13 protein-coding genes, 6 tRNA genes and 3 rRNA genes are annotated in these 21,940 nt (G+C 37.0%); 5 read left to right on the top strand and 17 right to left on the bottom strand.

The features are described 5' to 3' along the window. Positions 1–91 precede the first annotated feature (91 nt). Positions 92–1,207: a hypothetical protein gene (locus tag QMO72_RS03895; protein WP_103267497.1), complete on the top strand. Its 1,116-nt coding sequence runs from the start codon at positions 92–94 to the stop codon at positions 1,205–1,207. 272 nt (positions 1,208–1,479) lie between these two features. On the opposite strand, the gene QMO72_RS03890 is transcribed toward QMO72_RS03895, so the two are convergent. The 4 genes from QMO72_RS03890 to glmS all read right to left on the bottom strand — a co-directional run bounded on the left by QMO72_RS03890 (position 1,480) and on the right by glmS (position 5,580). Next, the gene (locus tag QMO72_RS03890) at positions 1,480–2,337 is read right to left on the bottom strand and encodes an HAD family hydrolase (protein WP_103267496.1); all 858 of its coding nucleotides are present in this window, start codon (positions 2,335–2,337) and stop codon (positions 1,480–1,482) included. A gap of 68 nt (positions 2,338–2,405) precedes the next feature. Then, complete coding sequence (locus QMO72_RS03885; RefSeq protein WP_103267495.1) at positions 2,406–3,188, bottom strand: ABC transporter ATP-binding protein; 783 nt, start codon at positions 3,186–3,188, stop codon at positions 2,406–2,408. 38 nt (positions 3,189–3,226) lie between these two features. Next, positions 3,227–3,583 carry a DUF2200 domain-containing protein gene (locus QMO72_RS03880; RefSeq protein WP_103267494.1) on the bottom strand — a complete coding sequence of 119 codons (357 nt, stop codon included), beginning with the start codon at positions 3,581–3,583 and terminating at the stop codon, positions 3,227–3,229. A 191-nt stretch (positions 3,584–3,774) separates the two neighbouring features. After that, positions 3,775–5,580, bottom strand: coding sequence for a glutamine--fructose-6-phosphate transaminase (isomerizing) (gene glmS / locus QMO72_RS03875; protein ID WP_103267493.1), 1,806 nt, complete (start codon positions 5,578–5,580; stop codon positions 3,775–3,777). A gap of 662 nt (positions 5,581–6,242) precedes the next feature. Here glmS and QMO72_RS03870 point away from each other — a divergent pair. Genes QMO72_RS03870 through QMO72_RS03855 form a run of 4 tightly spaced genes read left to right on the top strand, consistent with a single transcriptional unit; the run spans position 6,243 to position 11,424 of the window. Continuing rightward, positions 6,243–7,796, top strand: coding sequence for a PTS mannitol transporter subunit IIBC (locus QMO72_RS03870; protein WP_103267492.1), 1,554 nt, complete (start codon positions 6,243–6,245; stop codon positions 7,794–7,796). A 38-nt stretch (positions 7,797–7,834) separates the two neighbouring features. Then, complete coding sequence (locus QMO72_RS03865) at positions 7,835–9,880, top strand: BglG family transcription antiterminator (RefSeq protein WP_103267491.1); 2,046 nt, start codon at positions 7,835–7,837, stop codon at positions 9,878–9,880. Between the two features lie 6 nt (positions 9,881–9,886). Then, a complete protein-coding gene (locus QMO72_RS03860) occupies positions 9,887–10,321 on the top strand; it encodes a PTS mannitol transporter subunit IIA (RefSeq protein WP_103267490.1) in 435 nt (144 codons plus the stop codon). After that, positions 10,321–11,424, top strand: a complete 1,104-nt coding sequence (locus QMO72_RS03855; protein WP_103267489.1) for a mannitol-1-phosphate 5-dehydrogenase — start codon at positions 10,321–10,323, stop codon at positions 11,422–11,424. The genes QMO72_RS03860 and QMO72_RS03855 overlap by 1 nt, the downstream gene beginning before the upstream one ends. A gap of 146 nt (positions 11,425–11,570) precedes the next feature. Here the strand turns inward: QMO72_RS03855 and glmM are convergent, their stop codons facing one another. The 13 genes from glmM to QMO72_RS03790 form a co-directional block, all read right to left on the bottom strand. Then, positions 11,571–12,923, bottom strand: a complete 1,353-nt coding sequence (glmM, locus tag QMO72_RS03850) for a phosphoglucosamine mutase (RefSeq protein ID WP_103267488.1) — start codon at positions 12,921–12,923, stop codon at positions 11,571–11,573. A gap of 28 nt (positions 12,924–12,951) precedes the next feature. Beyond that, the gene (locus QMO72_RS03845) at positions 12,952–13,884 is read right to left on the bottom strand and encodes a CdaR family protein (RefSeq protein WP_103267487.1); all 933 of its coding nucleotides are present in this window, start codon (positions 13,882–13,884) and stop codon (positions 12,952–12,954) included. Between the two features lies 1 nt (position 13,885). After that, on the bottom strand, positions 13,886–14,692 hold the full coding sequence (cdaA, locus tag QMO72_RS03840; RefSeq protein WP_069823626.1) for a diadenylate cyclase CdaA: 807 nt from the start codon (positions 14,690–14,692) through the stop codon (positions 13,886–13,888). Between the two features lie 141 nt (positions 14,693–14,833). Beyond that, on the bottom strand, positions 14,834–15,739 hold the full coding sequence (gene rocF, locus QMO72_RS03835; RefSeq protein WP_103267486.1) for an arginase: 906 nt from the start codon (positions 15,737–15,739) through the stop codon (positions 14,834–14,836). Between the two features lie 286 nt (positions 15,740–16,025). Continuing rightward, positions 16,026–16,098, bottom strand: a tRNA-Lys gene (locus QMO72_RS03830). 3 nt (positions 16,099–16,101) lie between these two features. Further along, positions 16,102–16,176: transfer RNA gene (locus QMO72_RS03825), tRNA-Gln, on the bottom strand. 4 nt (positions 16,177–16,180) lie between these two features. Further along, positions 16,181–16,264 (bottom strand) — tRNA-Tyr (locus QMO72_RS03820). An 18-nt stretch (positions 16,265–16,282) separates the two neighbouring features. After that, positions 16,283–16,358, bottom strand: a tRNA-Val gene (locus QMO72_RS03815). A gap of 9 nt (positions 16,359–16,367) precedes the next feature. Continuing rightward, positions 16,368–16,439 (bottom strand) — tRNA-Glu (locus tag QMO72_RS03810). 3 nt (positions 16,440–16,442) lie between these two features. Next, positions 16,443–16,517 (bottom strand) — tRNA-Asn (locus QMO72_RS03805). An 11-nt stretch (positions 16,518–16,528) separates the two neighbouring features. Beyond that, a 5S ribosomal RNA gene (rrf, locus tag QMO72_RS03800) occupies positions 16,529–16,643 on the bottom strand. An 81-nt stretch (positions 16,644–16,724) separates the two neighbouring features. Then, a 23S ribosomal RNA gene (locus tag QMO72_RS03795) occupies positions 16,725–19,646 on the bottom strand. Positions 19,647–19,931: 285 nt separating this feature from the next. Next, positions 19,932–21,484, bottom strand: a 16S ribosomal RNA gene (locus QMO72_RS03790). Together the 16S, 23S and 5S rRNA genes with 6 tRNA genes alongside form the textbook arrangement of a ribosomal RNA operon. Positions 21,485–21,940 lie beyond the last annotated feature (456 nt).

Here is a 21,940-nt window from a genome sequence, read left to right as displayed (position 1 = left end):
AACATTTTATTGCTGTTTTGTTACCTATTAATTTTAAAATCTTTAATTTTCTGATATCGTAATCTTATCACTAAAAAGGAGTGCTTAAAATTTGTTTAAATTTCATAAACTAGCTTTACAAAATGCTAAACCACAACATGCTAAAATTTTACTTTTTACAATAGTAAGTTTTGTCATATTATTTGCTTTAACTATATTAACGTTTATGCCAGTTCAACCAGCGCTATATAAATTCGCTATGGCTATGGCTATGCAACAATCAATCGCAGGTTCAATATTTATATTAATCCTAACATTACTTGTTCCGTTATTGTTCTTTGTATTTATTGGCTATCCATTAATATCAGGAACTATCTACACTATAGACAAAGCAATAAATAAAGACAAGGTAAACTTTAAAGATTTATTTTCGACATTTAAAAAAGGAAAGTATGCTAAAAGCTTAAAACTATCTTTATTCGCCTTAATATTTATAATCCTTCTATTAGTAGTTAATATATTATTATCTAAATTACTAAATCTAGGTATTGCTCAATTATTTGGTGCGTTACAAGGTCCTTTAAGTAGTTCTGATCATGCGCTTGGCATTTCATTGACACTACAAATTATTGCAGCAACTTTAGTCGTATTTATTCAATCATTTATTTATTGGTTTATTACTATTTTAATTATCAACTTCACCTTAGCATTCATTAAAGATCCTAATAAAGGTGCTTGGGGATGTATCAAACGTGGATTTAAAGGTATTAAAAATGGTAGAAAAACATGGTTCAAATTCTTCATTGGACTATTGTTATTAAATTTACTTGTAATTATTCTTGCTAATCCAGTAAGTCAACTGATTTCAATTGGCACAGGTAGCATTTCACAAAAAGTTGCATTAACAATCATCTACATTGTAAGTGTGCTTGTTATACTCATTAGATTAGCTGTCTACTATACAAATATGTTAGCTATCATTCAATATTATAATCACGATGGTGAAGCTATCACATCTACTGAAAACAAAAAAGATAAAAAAACAGATCAATCAGAACAACAATCAAAAGTTAAAAACAGTATTTCAAATCAAACTGAAAAGTCAGATTTGAATAATAAAAAAGAAGATGTACAAAACAATGTTAAATCTAATTTAAATGATAAAACTGATAATGTACAAAACAAATCTTCAGAATTAAAAGATCAATTCAATAAATCAGATAAATAATCTTTTTACTTTATAAAGGCCAATGTAGCTCATAGAATAGCTACATTGGCTTTTTGTAATATGTTGGATAATTATGCCTTTTATGATTAATGGTTCAATTTAGCAGCTTCTCTATCGATTATAAACGTATTTCATATCATACTTTATATTAATCAATAGAAATCTTCTTAAAAATTACTGTCTAAACAATAAAAGCCAAGTCACAGTAGATTAACTGTAACTTGGCTTGATTTTCTTCATTTCTTAATTTTAAATTAACTACACTAAAATACTTAGTTATTTATAAAATGTTCACTTAAGTATGCAGCAGCACCATTTTCTTCATTTGTTAATGAAGTAACATCTTTGGCTAATGCTTGTATTTCTGGTCTTGCATTCTTCATAGCAACCGTATAATGACCAAATGCAAACATCGCTCTATCATTATCACTGTCACCAATAACTAATGTTTCTTCTTGTCGAATGCCAAAATGTTCTATCATTTCTTTTATACCAGTGCCTTTGTCTACTTCAAATGCCATTGTTTCAGCGTTGAAGCGTGATGAATTAGAAACACTTATGTGTAGTGCCGCTTCATCTTCGATTAATTGATTACGAAAGCTTGTAATCTTATCATAGTCTGGTGAAAATAAATATATTTTAGAAAAAGTACTATCGGGTATGCTATCTTCCCAATCAACTTTTTCCACAATAGATTCTTTTCTTGAAGTCCATTCGCTTTCACCAACTTTTCCTGGTGGTGTATTAGCTTCAAATAGTTCCTCAGCCCATGCTTTATCTTCTTTAAGCACAATACGCTGTCTATCAAAAGGAAATACTTCATAATAAATTGCTTGTTGTTTTGCACGTTTCACAATTTCAAGCACTGTATGATAAGATAAACTATGCTTGAATATCGTTTCTTCTTCAACTACACCTAATGTACCATTTGAACTAATAATACCATCTACTTCAAAAGATTCAGGTACTAAATAATGTATTTCATCATGTGCTCTTCCAGTGGCTAAGAATACTTTATAACCTTGATTTCTCAGCTGACTGATGACTTCCACTGTCTCTATATCTACACGGTTATCTTTATGTAAAATTGTACCGTCCATATCTAAAAATATTGCTTTAACATTATCCATTTATATAAGTCCCCCATTACATATTATCGTATTAAATTATTGCACTATCTTTTCATTTCTGCAATGCACTATTCCTGTAAGAATAATGAATACCGTTGATTTTGATTATTAACATGTACATTTCTATTGAAAAATTCACTCAATGTATTACTGTTAAGGACTGAAGTTAAATCGCCTTGCTTATAACAGCTACCATCTTTTAATAAAAAACCCTTTTGGATACTACATGTTATTTCTTCTACAAAATGTGTTACATAAATCACTGCTAGTTGTGGATTTTGTTTATAAAGTGAATCTAACGCATTTAATAAATCTTCACGCGCAATAAAATCTAATCCTGAAGCCGGTTCATCTAAAATAAGTAGTTGTGGGCTGCCCATCAACGCTCTTGCTATAAGTACTTTTTGCCTTTCTCCCGTAGATAAATAGCCATAATATTGATTTTCAAAATCTGACATACCCATTTGTGCTAAATATTTTTTAGCCATATCTACATAGGATTGCTGCACTTCTTGGAAAATACCTATAGACTTAAATATGCCACTTATGACTACATCTATCACGATTTCCCCATCTTGAAATCGATCCATTAAACTATTCGATACAAACCCTATTTGCGCGCGTACATTATCTGCAGAATAGCCCTTTTTACCCGGTTGCATTCCAAATAATGTAAGTTCACCTGAAGTATGAGGTTCATATGCATTTAAAATATTAAGCAATGTCGTTTTACCAGCACCATTTAACCCATATAACATCCACTTATCACCTTGATTGACTTGCCAACTTACATTTTTAATTATTTCTTTCCCTTGCTTTCTTCTAGCAATATGCTTTAAATCAATAAGCATCCCGATTCCCCTTTTCCTAAATATACTTGCACGATATTTTATTTATCTGCTCTCATTATATTTTCAATCGCCTTACCTTTTGCTAATTCATCAATTATTTTATCTAAATAACGAATTTCTTTCATGACCGATGCTTCCATATCTTCTACCCGAACACCACAAATGACACCAGTGATTTTATTTCTATTTGGATTTAACTGTGGCGCTTTCACAATAAATGTTTCATAATCTGTACCATCTTCTAACATGCGATCTAGCTGCTTTTGTGCGTAACCAGTCATCCATCGAATTAATAAATCTGCTTCTGCTTTGGTTCTTCCCTTTTTCTCAACTTTAGTTATAAGATGAGGATACACGGACCCGAACGCCATAGTATATACTTTTGGTTTAGTCACTATCATTGCCCCTTTATCGATTCCATAAGAACTATAATATAATAATTTAAGCATAATAGAATCTTTTATCATTTGAAAATAATTTGTTCAAGTATTATACAGCTATATCTTCGGCTTAGTAAATAGAATATATACTAAAAAACAGGTGTTAGATATGAACTGTCATATCCAACACCTGTTAAAAAATAAATTTATTCTACAGTAACTGATTTTGCTAAGTTACGTGGCTTATCTACATCTAAATCTCTGTGTAACGAAGCATAATAAGCAATTAATTGTGTTGTTACTACTGACACTAACGGTGTTAATAACTCATGTACATGAGGAATCACATAAGTGTCACCCTCTTTGTTAAGTCCATCCATTGAAATGATACAAGGGTTTGCACCACGTGCCACAACTTCTTTCACGTTACCTCTGATTGAAAGATTAACATTTTTTTGTGTCGCTAAAGCAATGATTGGTGTGCCTTCTTCAATAAGCGCAATTGTACCATGTTTCAATTCACCACCAGCAAATCCTTCTGCTTGAATGTATGAAATTTCTTTAAGTTTTAATGCGCCTTCTAAACTCACATTGTAATCCATTGTTCTACCGATAAAGAATGCGTTACGTGTTGTTTCTAAGAAATCAGTAGCTATTTGTTCCATAATGTCTGCATCATCAACAATAGCTTCAATTGCTGTAGTTACCTTTGCTAATTCTGGTAATAAATCAATATTTGCTTCTCTACCATGCTCTTGTGCAACGATTTGTGAAAGTATTGATAATACCGCAATTTGTGCTGTATAAGCTTTAGTAGAAGCTACAGCAATTTCAGGGCCTGCATGTAACAATAATGTATGATTAGCTTCACGAGAAAGTGTAGAGCCAGCCACATTAGTAATCGTTAGTGATTTATGACCTAATTTATTAGTTTCTACCAATACTGCACGACTGTCTGCAGTCTCACCTGATTGTGAAATATAAATGAATAAAGGCTTTTCTGAAAGTAATGGCATATTATATACAAATTCTGAGGCTACATGTACTTCTGTAGGAACACCAGCCCATTTCTCAATAAACTCTCTACCTACTAAACCTGCATGATAGCTTGTTCCAGCTGCAACAATATAAATACGATCTGCTTCTGCTACATCTTTAATAATATCCGCATCGATCTTCAAGTTACCATCTTCATCTTGATATTCTTGAATGATTCTACGCATTACTGCAGGCTGCTCATGAATCTCTTTAAGCATATAGTGATCATAGACACCTTTTTCAGTATCAGAAGCATCAATTTGCGCTGTGTAAGCATCTCTTTCTTGAACACTGCCATCTTGAGCCTTAATGATCACTTCATCACGTTTAACGATAACAATCTCATGATCATGGATTTCTTTATATCTGTTCGTTACTTGTAACATTGCAATTGCATCAGAAGCAATTACATTAAAATCATCACCGACACCAATTAATAGAGGCGATTTATTTTTAGCTACGAAGATTGTATCTTTATCAGCACTGTCGATTAAACCTAGTGCATATGACCCTTCCAATAATGACACTACTTTTGTAAATGCATCTTCAGTTGGAAGTCCTTTATTTGAAAAATATTCGACCAATTGTACAATAACTTCTGTATCCGTTTCTGATTGGAATGCGATGTCACTCAAATATTCATTTCTAAGTTCTTCATAGTTTTCAATTACACCGTTATGTACAAGTGTAAAACGATTTGAAGATGATTGATGTGGGTGTGAATTTTCATAGTTTGGAACACCATGCGTTGCCCAACGTGTATGCCCGATGCCTACACTGCCATCTGTTGCGTCACTATCAGCAACTTTTCGAAGCTCAGCAATACGACCTTTTGCTTTAAATACAGACGTACCTTCATCATTGACTACTGCTACACCAGCTGAATCATAGCCTCTATACTCTAATTTCTCTAAACCTTTTAATAATAATTCTTTAGCATTATCATGCCCGATATATCCAACAATTCCACACATTTATAATTTCCTCCAATGTTATGGCGATTGGGTTTCTACGTTCAGCGTAAACGAACCTGTTTTTAAATAGCATAGCCCTATTTGAGACAGACCGCTTCCTATTGTTAAGTAATAGGAAAGTCATGTCTAAAAAAGTATACAGCTATCCCTCTCACCTTATAATAGTATTCTTATTTAATTTTTGGCTATCTTATTAACTTTGTGCACTAGGTTGCCCTAATGTTTTCCTTAATAAGCTCTCGAATGAGCCACATCCGGGATAGCATCCGCCGATGGTTCGATAACTATCCTCCTCGTCTACAAGCTTCGATATGACGTCTATTAAGATTTCTGTTATAAACCTTAAATTTTAAACATATAACCGCTTCGCTTGTACAGGCGCTTTAATTGAACTCGCTTGTTAATGGACCTCCTTTCCTTCAATACAACCCATTGTACAATGTTTATTATATCTATTGCAAATAATATATTAATTTCGTGTTCATAATCATTTAAAATCTTTACTATCGTATATATTATGCAAAATATTAATGCTTTACGCTCACTATAGTCATAAACTTGTCAAAAACATTGTGACAAAATTGAAATTACTTTAAGTTGTTAAATTATATGAACAACCATACAATGAAGTTACAAATAAAAGAGAAAAAGAGGTGCAAATTATGTCACAAACTCAAACTGAAGAAAAAAACGGTATTGGACGTAAAGTTCAAGCATTCGGCTCTTTCCTAAGTAGTATGATTATGCCAAACATCGGTGCTTTTATCGCATGGGGATTTATCGCAGCGATATTTATTAAAGGTGGTTGGTGGCCAAACAAAGATTTAAGTGAGTTAGCTGGACCAATGATCACTTACTTAATTCCATTACTTATCGCATACAGTGGCGGTCGCCTTATACATGAAATGCGCGGTGGTATTATTGCAGCCGTAGCAACAATGGGTGTTATCGTTGCCTTACCAGATACTCCAATGTTGCTTGGTGCAATGATTATGGGACCACTCGTAGGCTGGTTAATGAAAAAAGTCGATGGCTTTATTCAACCAAGAACGCCTCAAGGCTTTGAAATGCTATTCAATAATTTCTCAGCTGGTATTTTAGGTTTTGTCATGACAATTATTGGATTTAAAGTTTTAGCACCAATAATGGAATTTATTATGCATATCTTATCCGTAGCTGTTGAAGCTTTGGTACATGCACATTTACTTCCATTAGTCAGTATCATAGTTGAACCAGCAAAAATCGTGTTCTTAAACAATGCGATTAACCATGGTGTATTTACCCCACTTGGTGCTGATCAAGCAGCTTCAGCAGGTCAATCTATTTTATACACAATCGAATCAAATCCTGGACCTGGTTTAGGTATCTTAGTAGCTTATATGATTTTTGGTAAAGGGACTGCCAAGGCAACATCATACGGTGCTGGTATCATACACTTCTTAGGTGGTATTCATGAGATTTACTTCCCTTATGTGTTAATGCGCCCACTATTATTCATTGCTGTAATCTTAGGTGGAATGACAGGTGTTGCTACATTTTCACTTCTTGACTTTGGATTCAAGAGCCCTGCCTCACCAGGATCTTTCATAGTTTATATTCTTAATGCCCCTAAAGGAGAGTTCTTCCACATGATTTTAGGCGTATTATTAGCTGCTCTCGTTTCGTTTATAGTTGCTGCTATTATCCTGAAATTCACAAAAGAACCAGAGGAAGATTTAGAAGCGGCTACTGAAAAGATGGAAGCAACAAAAGGTAAAAAATCAAGTGTAGCTTCTAAGTTATCAGGGAAAGAAGATAGTAAAGCTGCTACAACTTCTGGCACGACTACAGGCACAGCTACCGATGAAACTTCAAATAGCGATGCAAATAATGATGCAGACATATTAGATAATTACGATACAGAAAATGTCCATGCGCATGATTATAGTAAAGTAAATCATGTCATATTCGCATGTGATGCAGGTATGGGATCTAGTGCTATGGGTGCAAGTATGTTACGCAATAAATTTAAAAAAGCGGGCATACAAGATGTAAATGTGACTAATACAGCAATTAATCAATTACCAAGCGATGCTCAACTTGTTATCACACAGAAAAAATTAACAGATAGAGCAATCAAACAAGTTCCAAGTGCAATTCATATCTCTGTTGATAATTTCTTAAATTCACCAAGATATGACGAATTATTAGAAAACCTGAAAAATGAAGAACATTAATTTACATTAAAAATAGAACCATACTGGAGGGTCCGGCTATGTTTTTGAGTACACGTGAAAAAGAAATTATCGAAATGTTAATTAAGTATCACGGTCAATATGTCAAAATTTATGACATTGCTCAATACTTAGCTGTATCCTCTCGTACTATTCATAGGGAATTAAAATCGATCGAGTCTTATATTAGTTCATTTAACATCAAATTAGAACGCGTAACCAATAAAGGCATACAATTTGATGGAGATGAACAAGCTATTACTGCACTCAAAAATATGCTGCTCAGGCAAAATACAATTGATTTATCTCATGAAGAACAGAAAGTAATTATTTTATATGGTTTAATCCAAGCTAAAGAACCGATTAAACAATATGGCTTAGCACAAGAAATTGGTGTGTCTACACAAACGTTAGCTAAATTACTAGATGAATTAGATTACGAGCTCGAGCAATATCAATTACAGCTTCATAAAAAACGTGGTGAAGGCATTCGTTTAGAAGGACCTGAATCAAAAAAGCGTGAGTTATTAAGTCAACTTATGGTTAATAATTTAAATAGTACAAGTGTTTATTCCGTGATTGAAAATCATTTTGTGTATCAGTCCTTAAATCATTCTCAATTATCTATGGTGGATATGGACAAAATTTTCCAAGTCGAGCGCATACTTATGGATCACTTAGGTCAGCTTCCATACGCATTAACTGAATCAAGTTATCTCACTTTGACTGTCCACATCGTCTTAAGTATCGATCGCATGTTAAATGGTGAATATGTCTCTATTAGCGAGGATATCTATAATAGTGTTAAAGATTCCTTTGAACACGAAGTTGCACATGCTTTAGCTATACATTTAGAAGATATCTATGATGTTCAATTTAATCAAGCTGAAGTTACTTTCATTACCATTCACTTACGAGGCGCCAAACGAAAAGAGTCTGACGATATGTTTAAAGATGAGAAAGATGAAAAAGATGAGAATAAAATTAATCAATTCACACAATTTGTTATTAACAATTCAACTCATAAATTTAAAGATTTAGAAACTCTAACAGAAGGTTTAAGACTCCATATTATTCCTGCAATTAATCGTTTGAACGCTAATATTGAAACATATAATCCATTAACAGAAATGATTAAGTATAAATACCCTAGCCTTTTCGAAAGCGTCCACCAAGGGCTCATTCAAACTTGGCCGAACTTTGTTTTTCCAGATAGTGAAATTGCTTTTATTGTCTTGCATTTTGGGGGTGCAATTCAAAGTCAAAGTACACACAACTATAAAGTATTAGTTGTGTGTAGTAGTGGTATTGGCACAAGCCGTTTACTCGCTACACGATTACAACAAACATTCAGCGAAATACAACACCCTAAACAAGCATCTGTAGGTGACTTAATTGAAATTGATACAACACAATATGATGCTATTATTTCAACCGTTGACTTAGATATAACTGTTCCCTATCTAACTGTAAACCCATTATTGCCAGATTCAGATATTAACCATGTAGCTGCATTTTTAAATATGCGTAAAGATTCAATAGCAACGACAGGTTCAGAAGTTGAAAATATCAAACAACATATTAAAGCTCCTGAAGATCAACTCAAATACATTAGAAAAGGTTTAGAACTAATAGATTCTGTATATATTGATTATACGAGTATATCTGATTTGCCCAATTATTTAACCGACAAACTTATATCATATGAAATCATTCAGCATCAATCGTCATTCGCTGAACTTATTAAGCAATGTATAGATAAACAAGGTTTTGTCCTAGAACCTTATCCAATAGCTATACCTCATTTAAAACATGAAATCATTCAGAAACCGATTATTTTAATCACTATTTTGAATGAACCTATCTTGCTTAAAAGTAATCAAAATGACAATCAATCGATAAAATATTTGTTGAATATGTTTATACCCCCTGATGATTATTTGGCTAGTCTTGTCAGTGATATATCTGGAGACATGGTAGAACATTTAAAGCAAATTGATGAATTTATGAAACGTCCCGAACAACTAAAAGATATGCTGAAACAGCATTATCTAATACATTTAAAAAATCAATTAAACTTGGAGTGAAGAAAAATGAGCGAATTATTCAGTAATGAAAATATATTTATTAACCAAACAGTTGCAACACAAAACGAAGCAATCGAAAAAGCAGGACAAGCTTTAGTATCAAGTGGTGCTGTTACAGAAGCATATATTCAAGCCATGAAAGACCGTGAAGAAATCGTAACTACATTTATGGGAAATGGCTTAGCTATCCCACATGGTACTGATGAAGCCAAAACAAGTGTACTAAAATCCGGACTTACTTTAATCCAAATTCCTGAAGGCGTTGACTGGGATGGCGAAGAAGTAAAAGTTGTTGTAGGTATTGCTGGTAAAGATGGTGAGCATTTGGATTTACTTTCACAAATCGCAATCACTTTTAGTGAAGAAGAAAATGTAGAGCGTATCGTGAATGCTTCATCTGCTGAAGAAATTAAACAAGTCTTTGAGGAGGCTGATGCATAATGAAAGCATTACACTTTGGGGCTGGAAATATTGGCCGAGGTTTTATTGGTTATATATTAGCTGACAACAATGTGAAAGTAACTTTTGCAGATGTTAATGCTGATATTATTAATAAATTAGATGAAGTACACGAATATGACGTCATTTTAGCTGATGAAGCACATACAACAACACGTGTACACAATGTTGATGCTATTAATTCAGCAGCGCCTTCTGATAGCTTGAGACAAGCTGTGTTAGAAGCTGATTTAATTACAACTGCTGTGGGAGTTAATATTTTACCAATTATCGCTAAATCCTTTGCCGCTTATTTAAAAGAAAAGGAAACACCTGTCAATATAGTTGCATGTGAAAATGCAATTATGGCTACTAACACTTTAAAAAAAGCAATTTTAGATTTAACCGGACCTCTTGGTGATCATATTCATTTTGTCAATTCTGCTGTTGACCGAATCGTTCCGTTACAAACAAATGAAAATATTTTAGATGTAATGGTTGAACCTTTCTATGAATGGGTTGTTGAAAAAGATGCATGGTTCGGTCCAGAATTAAATCACATTAAATATGTTGATAATCTAACGCCTTACATTGAAAGAAAACTTTTAACCGTAAATACAGGCCATGCTTATCTTGCCTATGCAGGAAGCTATCACAATCAAGCAACGATCTTAGATGCAGTAAATGATGACAATATCAAATATGGTTTACAAAATGTATTAAAAGAAACTAGTCAGTACATCACAAGTGAGTTTAACTTTACAGAACAAGAGCAGGTACAATATGTCGAAAAAATTATTGACCGTTTTAAAAATGCCAACCTTTCTGATGAAGTTACGCGTGTAGGCCGTGGTTCTATTCGTAAAATTGGTCCACAAGACCGTATTATTAAACCATTAAATTATTTATATAAAAACAACTTAAAACATGATGGTTTAGTAAAAGCAGCGGCACTATTATTGAAATATGATGATACAAACGATGAAGAAACTGTTGAGAAAAATAATTATATTAATACTCATGGCGTCGAAGCATTCTTAAAAAATTACGCTAAGATAGATGATCAATTAACAGCTGAAATCGTTAAAGAATATAATGTGCTTTAACAAGTAAAAACCGAGGGATACTTAGATTTAGGTATCCCTCGGTTTTATTATGTTCATGACATATAAGAGACTAATAAAATAAAAATAGCTACCGGCAAGGATACTTGATCGGTAGCTTATTCGTGTTTATCACTAAACGCGTCTTATTATTCTAATCCCATTTTCTCTTGAACAACATCTGCAATCGTTTGTGCAAAACGTTGTGCATCTTCATCAGTTGCAGCTTCAACCATAACACGTACAAGTGGTTCTGTGCCTGAAGGTCTAACTAATATACGACCTTCCCCGTTCATCTCTACTTCTACTTTTGTCATAGCTTCTTGTACATCTATATTTTCTTCAACACGATACTTATCTGTAACACGTACGTTGACCAATGATTGAGGATATTTCTTCATTTGACTAGCAAGTTGGCTTAATCGTTTACCAGTCATTTTAATCACACTGGCTAATTGAACACCTGTTAACAAGCCATCACCAGTAGTATTATAATCCATTAAAACAATATGGCCTGATTGTTCGCCACCTAAATTATAATTACCTCGTCTCATTTCTTCTACAACGTAGCGATCACCAACTTTAGTTTTGTTAGACTGAATGCCTTCATTTTCTAAAGCTTTATAAAAACCTAAATTACTCATAACTGTAGAAACAATCATATTATCATTAAGTTCTTGGTTTTTTGACATTGCTTGACCGATAATAAACATGATTTGGTCACCATCTACAATGTCACCATTTTCATCAACAGCAATAAGTCTATCACCATCACCATCAAACGCTAAGCCAAAATCACTCTCAGACTCAACGACTAATTTTGCTAATGTTTCAGGATGTGTTGAACCAACATTTTCATTTATATTATACCCATTTGGATTACATCCAACAGTAACTGTATCAGCTTCTAAATCACCGAATAAAAATGGTGCTAAAGATGAAGTTGAACCATTGGCGCCATCTAGAGCAATCTTCATTCCATCTAAGTCAACGTCAACTGTTGATTTTAGGTAGCTAATATATTTTTGAGCACCTTCAAAATAATCAGAGTAATGCACAATATCTTCGCCAACTGGTCTAGGTAGTTCTGGTTTCTCCTGATCTAATAGTGTTTCAATTTCTTGTTCTTGATCATCTGATAATTTAAAACCATCTGAACCAAAGAATTTGATTCCATTATCTGCAACTGGGTTGTGCGATGCAGATATCATGACACCTAGTTCAGCTTCCATTTCACGAGTTAAATAAGCAACACCTGGCGTAGAAATAATGCCTAAACGCATAACCTCTGCGCCAATTGATATCAGCCCTGCAATTAATGCTGACTCTAACATTTCGCCTGACACTCGTGTATCTCTACCTACTAGTACTTTAGGGTGATTTTCACCTTTATTATGTGCTAAAACATAGCCACCATAACGCCCTAATTTAAACGCAAGTTCTGGTGTTAATTCTTTATTTGCTACGCCCCTTACGCCGTCTGTACCAAAATATTTTGCCATTATTTATGTCTCCTTTATTATAAGAAATCTACTTAATTGTAATCTTAGCATCTGTTGCTTTAGGTTCTACTTTAGATACTCCATCAGGTAATTTGAATTTTACATGTTTTTCAGTTGATTCAGTCACACCATCCAAATTAACTTCAGCTGTCAATGAATCAATGTCATCTAAATCATCTCTATTACCATAAATTTCAACTTCTTCATTGTCTAAACTGACATTATCTAATTCTTGCCCATTTGATAAAGTACCTACTGTTTTCGGTTTCACTTTAACTTTTTTACTATAATCTTCTACTTTAACACTCAAATTAACTTCTTCTGGTTGTACCGAAACATTAATTTTATTTAAGTTTCTATCAAAGGCTGTAATTTTTGCTATATCTGTAGTGTCTTTAGAAATTTTACTTTTATTTTTATATGTTGCTTTTAAATAAGCTATATTATCAATTTGATCCTGACCACCTGTCACTTTAACAGAATCTGGTGAAACAGTTTGATCACCGACTTTAAAGTCAGAACTCAAATCACTGTTACTTACATCTGGTTCTACTTTCAATGTTTTATGAACCTTTTTTTCAAGGCTAACAGTGGTTTCTTTAGGTTTAACATTATAGTCAATATCTTCATTAAGACCATTAACTTGGAATTGAGCAGTGTGGTTCCCTGCTTTTTGTCCTCTGAGGTCTAATACCGCTTTAATATTTTCTCCATTTTCAGCTTTAAGCACCTGTGACTGTGGCCCAGATATTTCTACATCCACCTTATTAGGAACATTGCTTGCATATAAAGATTCATTGTTATACTTTACTTGAACAGGAACATCTTGAATGGTATCAGTTGATTTCTGTCCAAGGTGATCAGCATCAAATATATTACCAAACATATTATTGGCTGATAAGAAAAATACAAGCGCTAATACAAGTGCAATTAATCTTAATCCCCATTTACTTTCTAACATATTACTTCACACCTTTCTGATGAAAGTGTGTGCCAAACCAATGTTCAGCTAATAATTCTTCAAAAGCTTCGGTTGAAATATCTTTTCTTAATTTGCCATCAAATGTAACAGAGATTGAACCAGTTTCTTCTGAAACAACTACCGTAAATGCATCTGATACTTCAGATATGCCAACTGCTGCTCTGTGTCTTGTACCTAAACTTTTAGCAATTTTGGCACTATCAGATAGTGGCAAATAACTTGCCGCACTTGCTATTTTATTCTCCTGAACAATCATTGCACCATCATGTAATGGTGTATTAGGTATAAATACGTTTGTTAATAGTTCTTGAGATATTTCAGAATTCATAGCAATACCTGTTTCAATATAATCTTGTAATCCTGTTTCTTTTTCAAAAACGATTAATGCGCCTATACGACGTTTAGCCATATATTGTACAGCTTTTGATACTGCTGAAATAAGTTTGTCTTCATCACTATTTAAATTGGACGAATAACGTTTAAAAAGACTACCTCGTCCTAGTTGCTCTAATGCTCGTCTAATTTCTGGTTGGAATATAACGATTAAAGCTAAAACACCCCATTGGATTACTAAATCAAATAAACGGGATGTAGCTGTTAAATTTAACATTTTACTCACTTGTTGACCAATAACGATTACTACAATGCCTTTTAATAATTGAATGGCTTTTGTACCTTTAAAAACTGTGATGAGAAGATAAAGTACATACCATACTATGAGTAAGTCGAGTACACCGGCAATAATTTTCACTGTACTCCAGTTATCAAAAAAATTGGATAAATCCATAACATCTCCTCCGGTATTCTATTCCCATGCTATATATTATACCAATCATAACACTAACTGTCATATTTAGTATTGCTTTTTCCCAGTAAAATTAATAAAACTGATATGACTTATGCCATACCAGTTTTATCTATAATATTTTTATAAAAGTGTTTCTCCAAAAAAGCTACCCACTAAACTTACTGCTTGTTCCGCTGTATGATTATTTTGATCAATTAGTGGGTTTACTTCAACTATATCCATTGAAGTAATTAAATTAGAGTTATGTAATAACTCTAATGCGAAGTGACTTTCTCTATATGTTAACCCACCTAATACTCTAGTACCTGTACCTGGTGTTTCTACCGGATCTAAACCATCGACATCTAAAGATAAATGAATACCATCTGTTTTATGTTCTAAATATTCAATTGTTTCTTCAATAATCTGTTGAATACCATAACGGTCGACATCAGCCATTGTATAGGTCTTAATATTATTATCTTTTATGTAACGACGTTCACCTTCATCTAAATCTCTCATACCTATGAGCACTATATGTTCTGGTTTGACCTTAGGTGTATAATTTGAAATGTTTACAAGCTGTTCATCACCATCACCAGCTAACACACGTAATGGCATACCATGAATATTACCGGATGGTGACTCTTCCGGTATATTTAAATCTCCATGGGCGTCATACCAAATCACCCCTAGATTATCATAATGCTTGCTAACTCCAGAAATGGAACCAATGGCAATAGAATGATCTCCACCTAGCGTTAATGGAAAATGATTTTTCTCTATGCTCTGTGATACTGCTTCACTTAAATTATTTGAAACAGTTATAATTTCTTCTAAATTACGTAAACCATTTTGTTCAGAATTAAATTTATCTAAGTCAATCGTTGGCACCTCAATATTACCAGTATCTTCTACCGATAAACCAATTGCTCTAATACGCTCTACAAGTCCAGCATATCTTATTGCATCCGGCCCTAAATTGACACCAAGTTTTCGTTGGCCATATGTAGAAGGTGCGCCAATAATCTCTATTTTCTTGTCCATGTTTAAAACCCCTTTGTCTTCGTGTGATACTAGAATAATCTAAACACATAGAAGATTCAAGCCAATTCATTAGCCAAACATTTTTATAAATTGTGCATTTTACATATTAAAACATAATAATGATTTATAATTCATAAAAGTAAGCTATACTGCCTGTTTTAAAGGTTTTTAGTCATATTTATGTATATAAAAATTTTTTATAATTTTCAGTTAATATCCATTAAATTGACTATATTATAAATAAGCATACAAAAAAAGCATTCCTCAAAAGAGGAATGCAATAGAGTGAGCCATAGAGGATTCGAACCTCTGACCCTCTGATTAAAAGTCAGATGCTCTACCAACTGAGCTAATGGCTCTAATGGCTGGGCTAGCTGGATTCGAACCAGCGCGTGACGGAGTCAAAGTCCGTTGCCTTACCGCTTGGCTATAGCCCATAAATGGTGGAGGGGGGCAGATTCGAACTGCCGAACCCGAAGGAGCGGATTTACAGTCCGCCGCGTTTAGCCACTTCGCTACCCCTCCGCGCTATTAAGTTAAAGATGGTGGAGGATGACGGGTTCGAACCGCCGACCCTCTGCTTGTAAGGCAGATGCTCTCCCAGCTGAGCTAATCCTCCAATATTGTATGACCCCGACGGGACTCGAACCCGTGTTACCGCCGTGAAAGGGCGGTGTCTTAACCGCTTGACCACGGGGCCATATGGCTCCACAGGTAGGACTCGAACCTACGACCGATCGGTTAACAGCCGATAGCTCTACCACTGAGCTACTGTGGAATAATTACAATGCCTGGCAACGTCCTACTCTCGCGGAACGTAAGTCCGACTACCATCGGCGCTAAAGAGCTTAACTTCTGTGTTCGGCATGGGAACAGGTGTGACCTCTTTGCCATTGTCACCAGACAATGAAATGTATGAAATTATACATTCAAAACTAGATAGTAAGTAAAATTTAAAAGTTACCAATCAAAACTGGTTTAATATTTGATTAAGTCTTCGATCGATTAGTATTCGTCAGCTCCACATATCGCTATGCTTCCACCTCGAACCTATTAACCTCATCATCTTTGAGGGATCTTATAACCGAAGTTGGGAAATCTCATCTTGAGGGGGGCTTCATGCTTAGATGCTTTCAGCACTTATCCCGTCCATACATAGCTACCCAGCGATGCCGTTGGCACGACAACTGGTACACCAGAGGTATGTCCATCCCGGTCCTCTCGTACTAAGGACAGCTCCTCTCAAATTTCCTACGCCCACGACGGATAGGGACCGAACTGTCTCACGACGTTCTGAACCCAGCTCGCGTACCGCTTTAATGGGCGAACAGCCCAACCCTTGGGACCGACTACAGCCCCAGGATGCGATGAGCCGACATCGAGGTGCCAAACCTCCCCGTCGATGTGAACTCTTGGGGGAGATAAGCCTGTTATCCCCGGGGTAGCTTTTATCCGTTGAGCGATGGCCCTTCCATGCGGAACCACCGGATCACTAAGTCCGTCTTTCGACCCTGCTCGACTTGTAAGTCTCGCAGTCAAGCTTCCTTATGCCTTTACACTCTATGAATGATTTCCAACCATTCTGAGGAAACCTTTGAGCGCCTCCGTTACTCTTTAGGAGGCGACCGCCCCAGTCAAACTGCCCATCTGACACTGTCTCCCACCATGATAAATGGTGCGGGTTAGAAATCCAACACAGCGAGGGTAGTATCCCAACAACGCCTCCACGTAAGCTAGCGCTCACGTATCAAAGGCTCCTACCTATCCTGTACAAGCTGTGACGAATTTCAATATCAGACTACAGTAAAGCTCCACGGGGTCTTTCCGTCCTGTCGCGGGTAACCTGCATCTTCACAGGTACTATGATTTCACCGAGTCTCTCGTTGAGACAGTGCCCAAATCGTTACGCCTTTCGTGCGGGTCGGAACTTACCCGACAAGGAATTTCGCTACCTTAGGACCGTTATAGTTACGGCCGCCGTTTACTGGGGCTTCGATTCGTAGCTTCGCCGAAGCTAACCACTCCTCTTAACCTTCCAGCACCGGGCAGGCGTCAGCCCCTATACATCACCTTACGGTTTAGCAGAGACCTGTGTTTTTGATAAACAGTCGCTTGGGCCTATTCACTGCGGCTCTCCTGGGCGTTAACCCTAAAGAGCACCCCTTCTCCCGAAGTTACGGGGTCATTTTGCCGAGTTCCTTAACGAGAGTTCGCTCGCTCACCTTAGAATTCTCATCTTGACTACCTGTGTCGGTTTGCGGTACGGGCACCAAAATTCTAGCTAGAGGCTTTTCTTGGCAGTGTGAAATCAACGACTCGAGGAAAAAATTTCCTCTCCCCATCACAACTTGACCTTAAGAGTACCGGATTTACCTAATACTCAGTCTTGTTGCTTGGACGTGCACTCCAACAGCACGCTTCGCCTATCCTACTGCGTCCCCCCATCGCTCAAAACGAATTTTGGTGGTACAGGAATATCAACCTGTTATCCATCGCCTACGCCTATCGGCCTCAGCTTAGGACCCGACTAACCCAGAGCGGACGAGCCTTCCTCTGGAAACCTTAGTCAATCGGTGGACGGGATTCTCACCCGTCTTTCGCTACTCACACCGGCATTCTCACTTCTAAGCGCTCCACATGTCCTTGCGATCATGCTTCAACGCCCTTAGAACGCTCTCCTACCATTGTCCTACGGACAATCCACAGCTTCGGTAATATGTTTAGCCCCGGTACATTTTCGGCGCAGTGTCACTCGACTAGTGAGCTATTACGCACTCTTTAAATGATGGCTGCTTCTAAGCCAACATCCTAGTTGTCTGGGCAACGCCACATCCTTTTCCACTTAACATATATTTTGGGACCTTAGCTGGTGGTCTGGGCTGTTTCCCTCTCGAACACGGACCTTATCACCCGCGTTCTGACTCCCAAGTTAAATTGATTGGCATTCGGAGTTTGTCTGAATTCGGTAACCCGATAAGGGCCCCTCGTCCAAACAGTGCTCTACCTCCAATAATCATCACTTGAGGCTAGCCCTAAAGCTATTTCGGAGAGAACCAGCTATCTCCAGGTTCGATTGGAATTTCTCCGCTACCCACAACTCATCCGCTCACTTTTCAACGTAAGTCGGTTCGGCCCTCCATTCAGTGTTACCTGAACTTCAGCCTGGTCATGGGTAGATCACCTGGTTTCGGGTCTACGACCAAATACTCAACGCCCTATTCAGACTCGCTTTCGCTACGGCTCCACATTTACTGCTTAACCTTGCATCAAATCGTAACTCGCCGGTTCATTCTACAAAAGGCACGCCATCACCCATTAACGGGCTCTGACTACTTGTAAGCACACGGTTTCAAGTTCTATTTCACTCCCCTTCCGGGGTACTTTTCACCTTTCCCTCACGGTACTGGTTCACTATCGGTCACTAGAGAGTATTTAGCCTTGGGAGATGGTCCTCCCGGATTCCGACGGAATTTCTCGTGTTCCGTCGTACTCAGGATCCACTCAAGAGTGAACAAACTTTCGACTACAGGATTATTACCTTCTTTGATTCATCTTTCCAGATGATTCGTCTAATTTGTTCTTTTGTAACTCCGTATAGAGTGTCCTACAACCCCAACAAGCAAGCTCGTTGGTTTGGGCTCTTCCCGTTTCGCTCGCCGCTACTCAGGGAATCGATTTTTCTTTCTCTTCCTGCGGGTACTAAGATGTTTCAGTTCTCCGCGTCTGCCTTCGAATATGCTATGTATTCACATATCGATAACACGACATAACTCGTGCTGGGTTTCCCCATTCGGAAATCTCTGGATCAAAGCTTACTTACAGCTCCCCAAAGCATATCGTCGTTAGTAACGTCCTTCATAGGCTTCTAGTGCCAAGGTATCCACCGTGCGCCCTTAATAACTTAATCTTTTTTGACTTTTAACACGACAAAGTCGGTTAAAAACCCAAAATGTTATTAATCTGTGAGTGTTCTTTCGAACACTAGCGATTATTTCTTTTTGAATTCAAGCTTATTTAAAACTCTAATTCACTCGGTTTTTCTTGGTAAAATCTATATATTTTACTTACTTATCTAGTTTTCAATGTACAAATTATGCACTGAATACTCCAATGAGCATTCAAAACTGAATACAATATGTCAATGTTATCCCTCTGTCATCTTCTAAAGAAGATGTTCCGAATATATCCTTAGAAAGGAGGTGATCCAGCCGCACCTTCCGATACGGCTACCTTGTTACGACTTCACCCCAATCATTTGTCCCACCTTCGACGGCTAGCTCCATAAATGGTTACTCCACCGGCTTCGGGTGTTACAAACTCTCGTGGTGTGACGGGCGGTGTGTACAAGACCCGGGAACGTATTCACCGTAGCATGCTGATCTACGATTACTAGCGATTCCAGCTTCATGTAGTCGAGTTGCAGACTACAATCCGAACTGAGAACAACTTTATGGGATTTGCATGACCTCGCGGTTTAGCTGCCCTTTGTATTGTCCATTGTAGCACGTGTGTAGCCCAAATCATAAGGGGCATGATGATTTGACGTCATCCCCACCTTCCTCCGGTTTGTCACCGGCAGTCAACCTAGAGTGCCCAACTTAATGATGGCAACTAAGCTTAAGGGTTGCGCTCGTTGCGGGACTTAACCCAACATCTCACGACACGAGCTGACGACAACCATGCACCACCTGTCACTTTGTCCCCCGAAGGGGAAGGCTCTATCTCTAAAGTTTTCAAAGGATGTCAAGATTTGGTAAGGTTCTTCGCGTTGCTTCGAATTAAACCACATGCTCCACCGCTTGTGCGGGTCCCCGTCAATTCCTTTGAGTTTCAACCTTGCGGTCGTACTCCCCAGGCGGAGTGCTTAATGCGTTAGCTGCAGCACTAAGGGGCGGAAACCCCCTAACACTTAGCACTCATCGTTTACGGCGTGGACTACCAGGGTATCTAATCCTGTTTGATCCCCACGCTTTCGCACATCAGCGTCAGTTACAGACCAGAAAGTCGCCTTCGCCACTGGTGTTCCTCCATATCTCTGCGCATTTCACCGCTACACATGGAATTCCACTTTCCTCTTCTGCACTCAAGTTTCCCAGTTTCCAATGACCCTCCACGGTTGAGCCGTGGGCTTTCACATCAGACTTAAGAAACCGCCTACGCGCGCTTTACGCCCAATAATTCCGGATAACGCTTGCCACCTACGTATTACCGCGGCTGCTGGCACGTAGTTAGCCGTGGCTTTCTGATTAGGTACCGTCAAGATGCGCACAGTTACTTACGCATTTGTTCTTCCCTAATAACAGAGTTTTACGATCCGAAAACCTTCATCACTCACGCGGCGTTGCTCCGTCAGGCTTTCGCCCATTGCGGAAGATTCCCTACTGCTGCCTCCCGTAGGAGTCTGGACCGTGTCTCAGTTCCAGTGTGGCCGATCACCCTCTCAGGTCGGCTATGTATCGTCGCCTTGGTAAGCCATTACCTTACCAACTAGCTAATACAGCGCGGGTCCATCTATAAGTGATAGCAAAACCATCTTTCACTATAGAACCATGCAGTTCTATATGTTATCCGGCATTAGCTCCGGTTTCCCGAAGTTATTCCAGTCTTATAGGTAGGTTACCCACGTGTTACTCACCCGTCCGCCGCTAACTTCAAAGGAGCAAGCTCCTTATCCGTTCGCTCGACTTGCATGTATTAGGCACGCCGCCAGCGTTCATCCTGAGCCAGGATCAAACTCTCCATAAATGATTATGATGTTTGATTAGCTCATAAAATACTAATTTGTGTGTTATCTCTAACACGTTTGAACCAACAATTTAATGTTGTGTTCGGAATTAACGTTGACATATTGCGATTCAGTTTTCAATGTTCATTTGAATAATTGCTTTATTATCATAACATTTCTTTCAACATTGTGTCAATAGAAAATTAATATTTCGTAACAATCATTTAACATTACTTTAATAATATTAATATATTATTTTGAAGATTACAAGTATATTTTTTACACTTTTTTCAAAAATGAATTAAATAATGTTTTTGTCGTTTTTGACGACTTTTATATAATATCAAGTTCGAAGTACAAAGTCAATACTTTATATCATCTTTTTTAATTTTGCTGTGCCGGTCTCAAAACATTTCTTTTGCGGTCACAAGAAACTATTTTACCATCATTTGAAATAATTGCAATAAAAAATGAAG

Source organism: Staphylococcus casei, from assembly GCF_030294405.1.
Lineage (GTDB): Bacteria > Bacillota > Bacilli > Staphylococcales > Staphylococcaceae > Staphylococcus > Staphylococcus succinus.
Note: the sequence above shows the minus strand (reverse complement) of the source record. Positions and strands in the feature narration are given on the sequence as shown.

Bases quoted from the DNA above. Each gene is read 5' to 3' on its own strand.
- glmS (WP_103267493.1), bottom strand. From the start codon at position 5,580: ATGTGTGGAATTGTTGGATATATCGGGCATGATAATGCTAAAGAATTA.
- QMO72_RS03890 (WP_103267496.1), bottom strand. From the start codon at position 2,337: ATGGATAATGTTAAAGCAATATTTTTAGATATGGACGGTACAATTTTA.
- QMO72_RS03865 (WP_103267491.1), top strand. From the start codon at position 7,835: ATGTTTTTGAGTACACGTGAAAAAGAAATTATCGAAATGTTAATTAAG.
- cdaA (WP_069823626.1), bottom strand. From the start codon at position 14,692: ATGGATTTATCCAATTTTTTTGATAACTGGAGTACAGTGAAAATTATT.
- QMO72_RS03885 (WP_103267495.1), bottom strand. From the start codon at position 3,188: ATGCTTATTGATTTAAAGCATATTGCTAGAAGAAAGCAAGGGAAAGAA.
- glmM (WP_103267488.1), bottom strand. From the start codon at position 12,923: ATGGCAAAATATTTTGGTACAGACGGCGTAAGGGGCGTAGCAAATAAA.
- QMO72_RS03855 (WP_103267489.1), top strand. From the start codon at position 10,321: ATGAAAGCATTACACTTTGGGGCTGGAAATATTGGCCGAGGTTTTATT.
- QMO72_RS03845 (WP_103267487.1), bottom strand. From the start codon at position 13,884: ATGTTAGAAAGTAAATGGGGATTAAGATTAATTGCACTTGTATTAGCG.
- QMO72_RS03870 (WP_103267492.1), top strand. From the start codon at position 6,243: ATGTCACAAACTCAAACTGAAGAAAAAAACGGTATTGGACGTAAAGTT.
- rocF (WP_103267486.1), bottom strand. From the start codon at position 15,739: ATGGACAAGAAAATAGAGATTATTGGCGCACCTTCTACATATGGCCAA.
- QMO72_RS03860 (WP_103267490.1), top strand. From the start codon at position 9,887: ATGAGCGAATTATTCAGTAATGAAAATATATTTATTAACCAAACAGTT.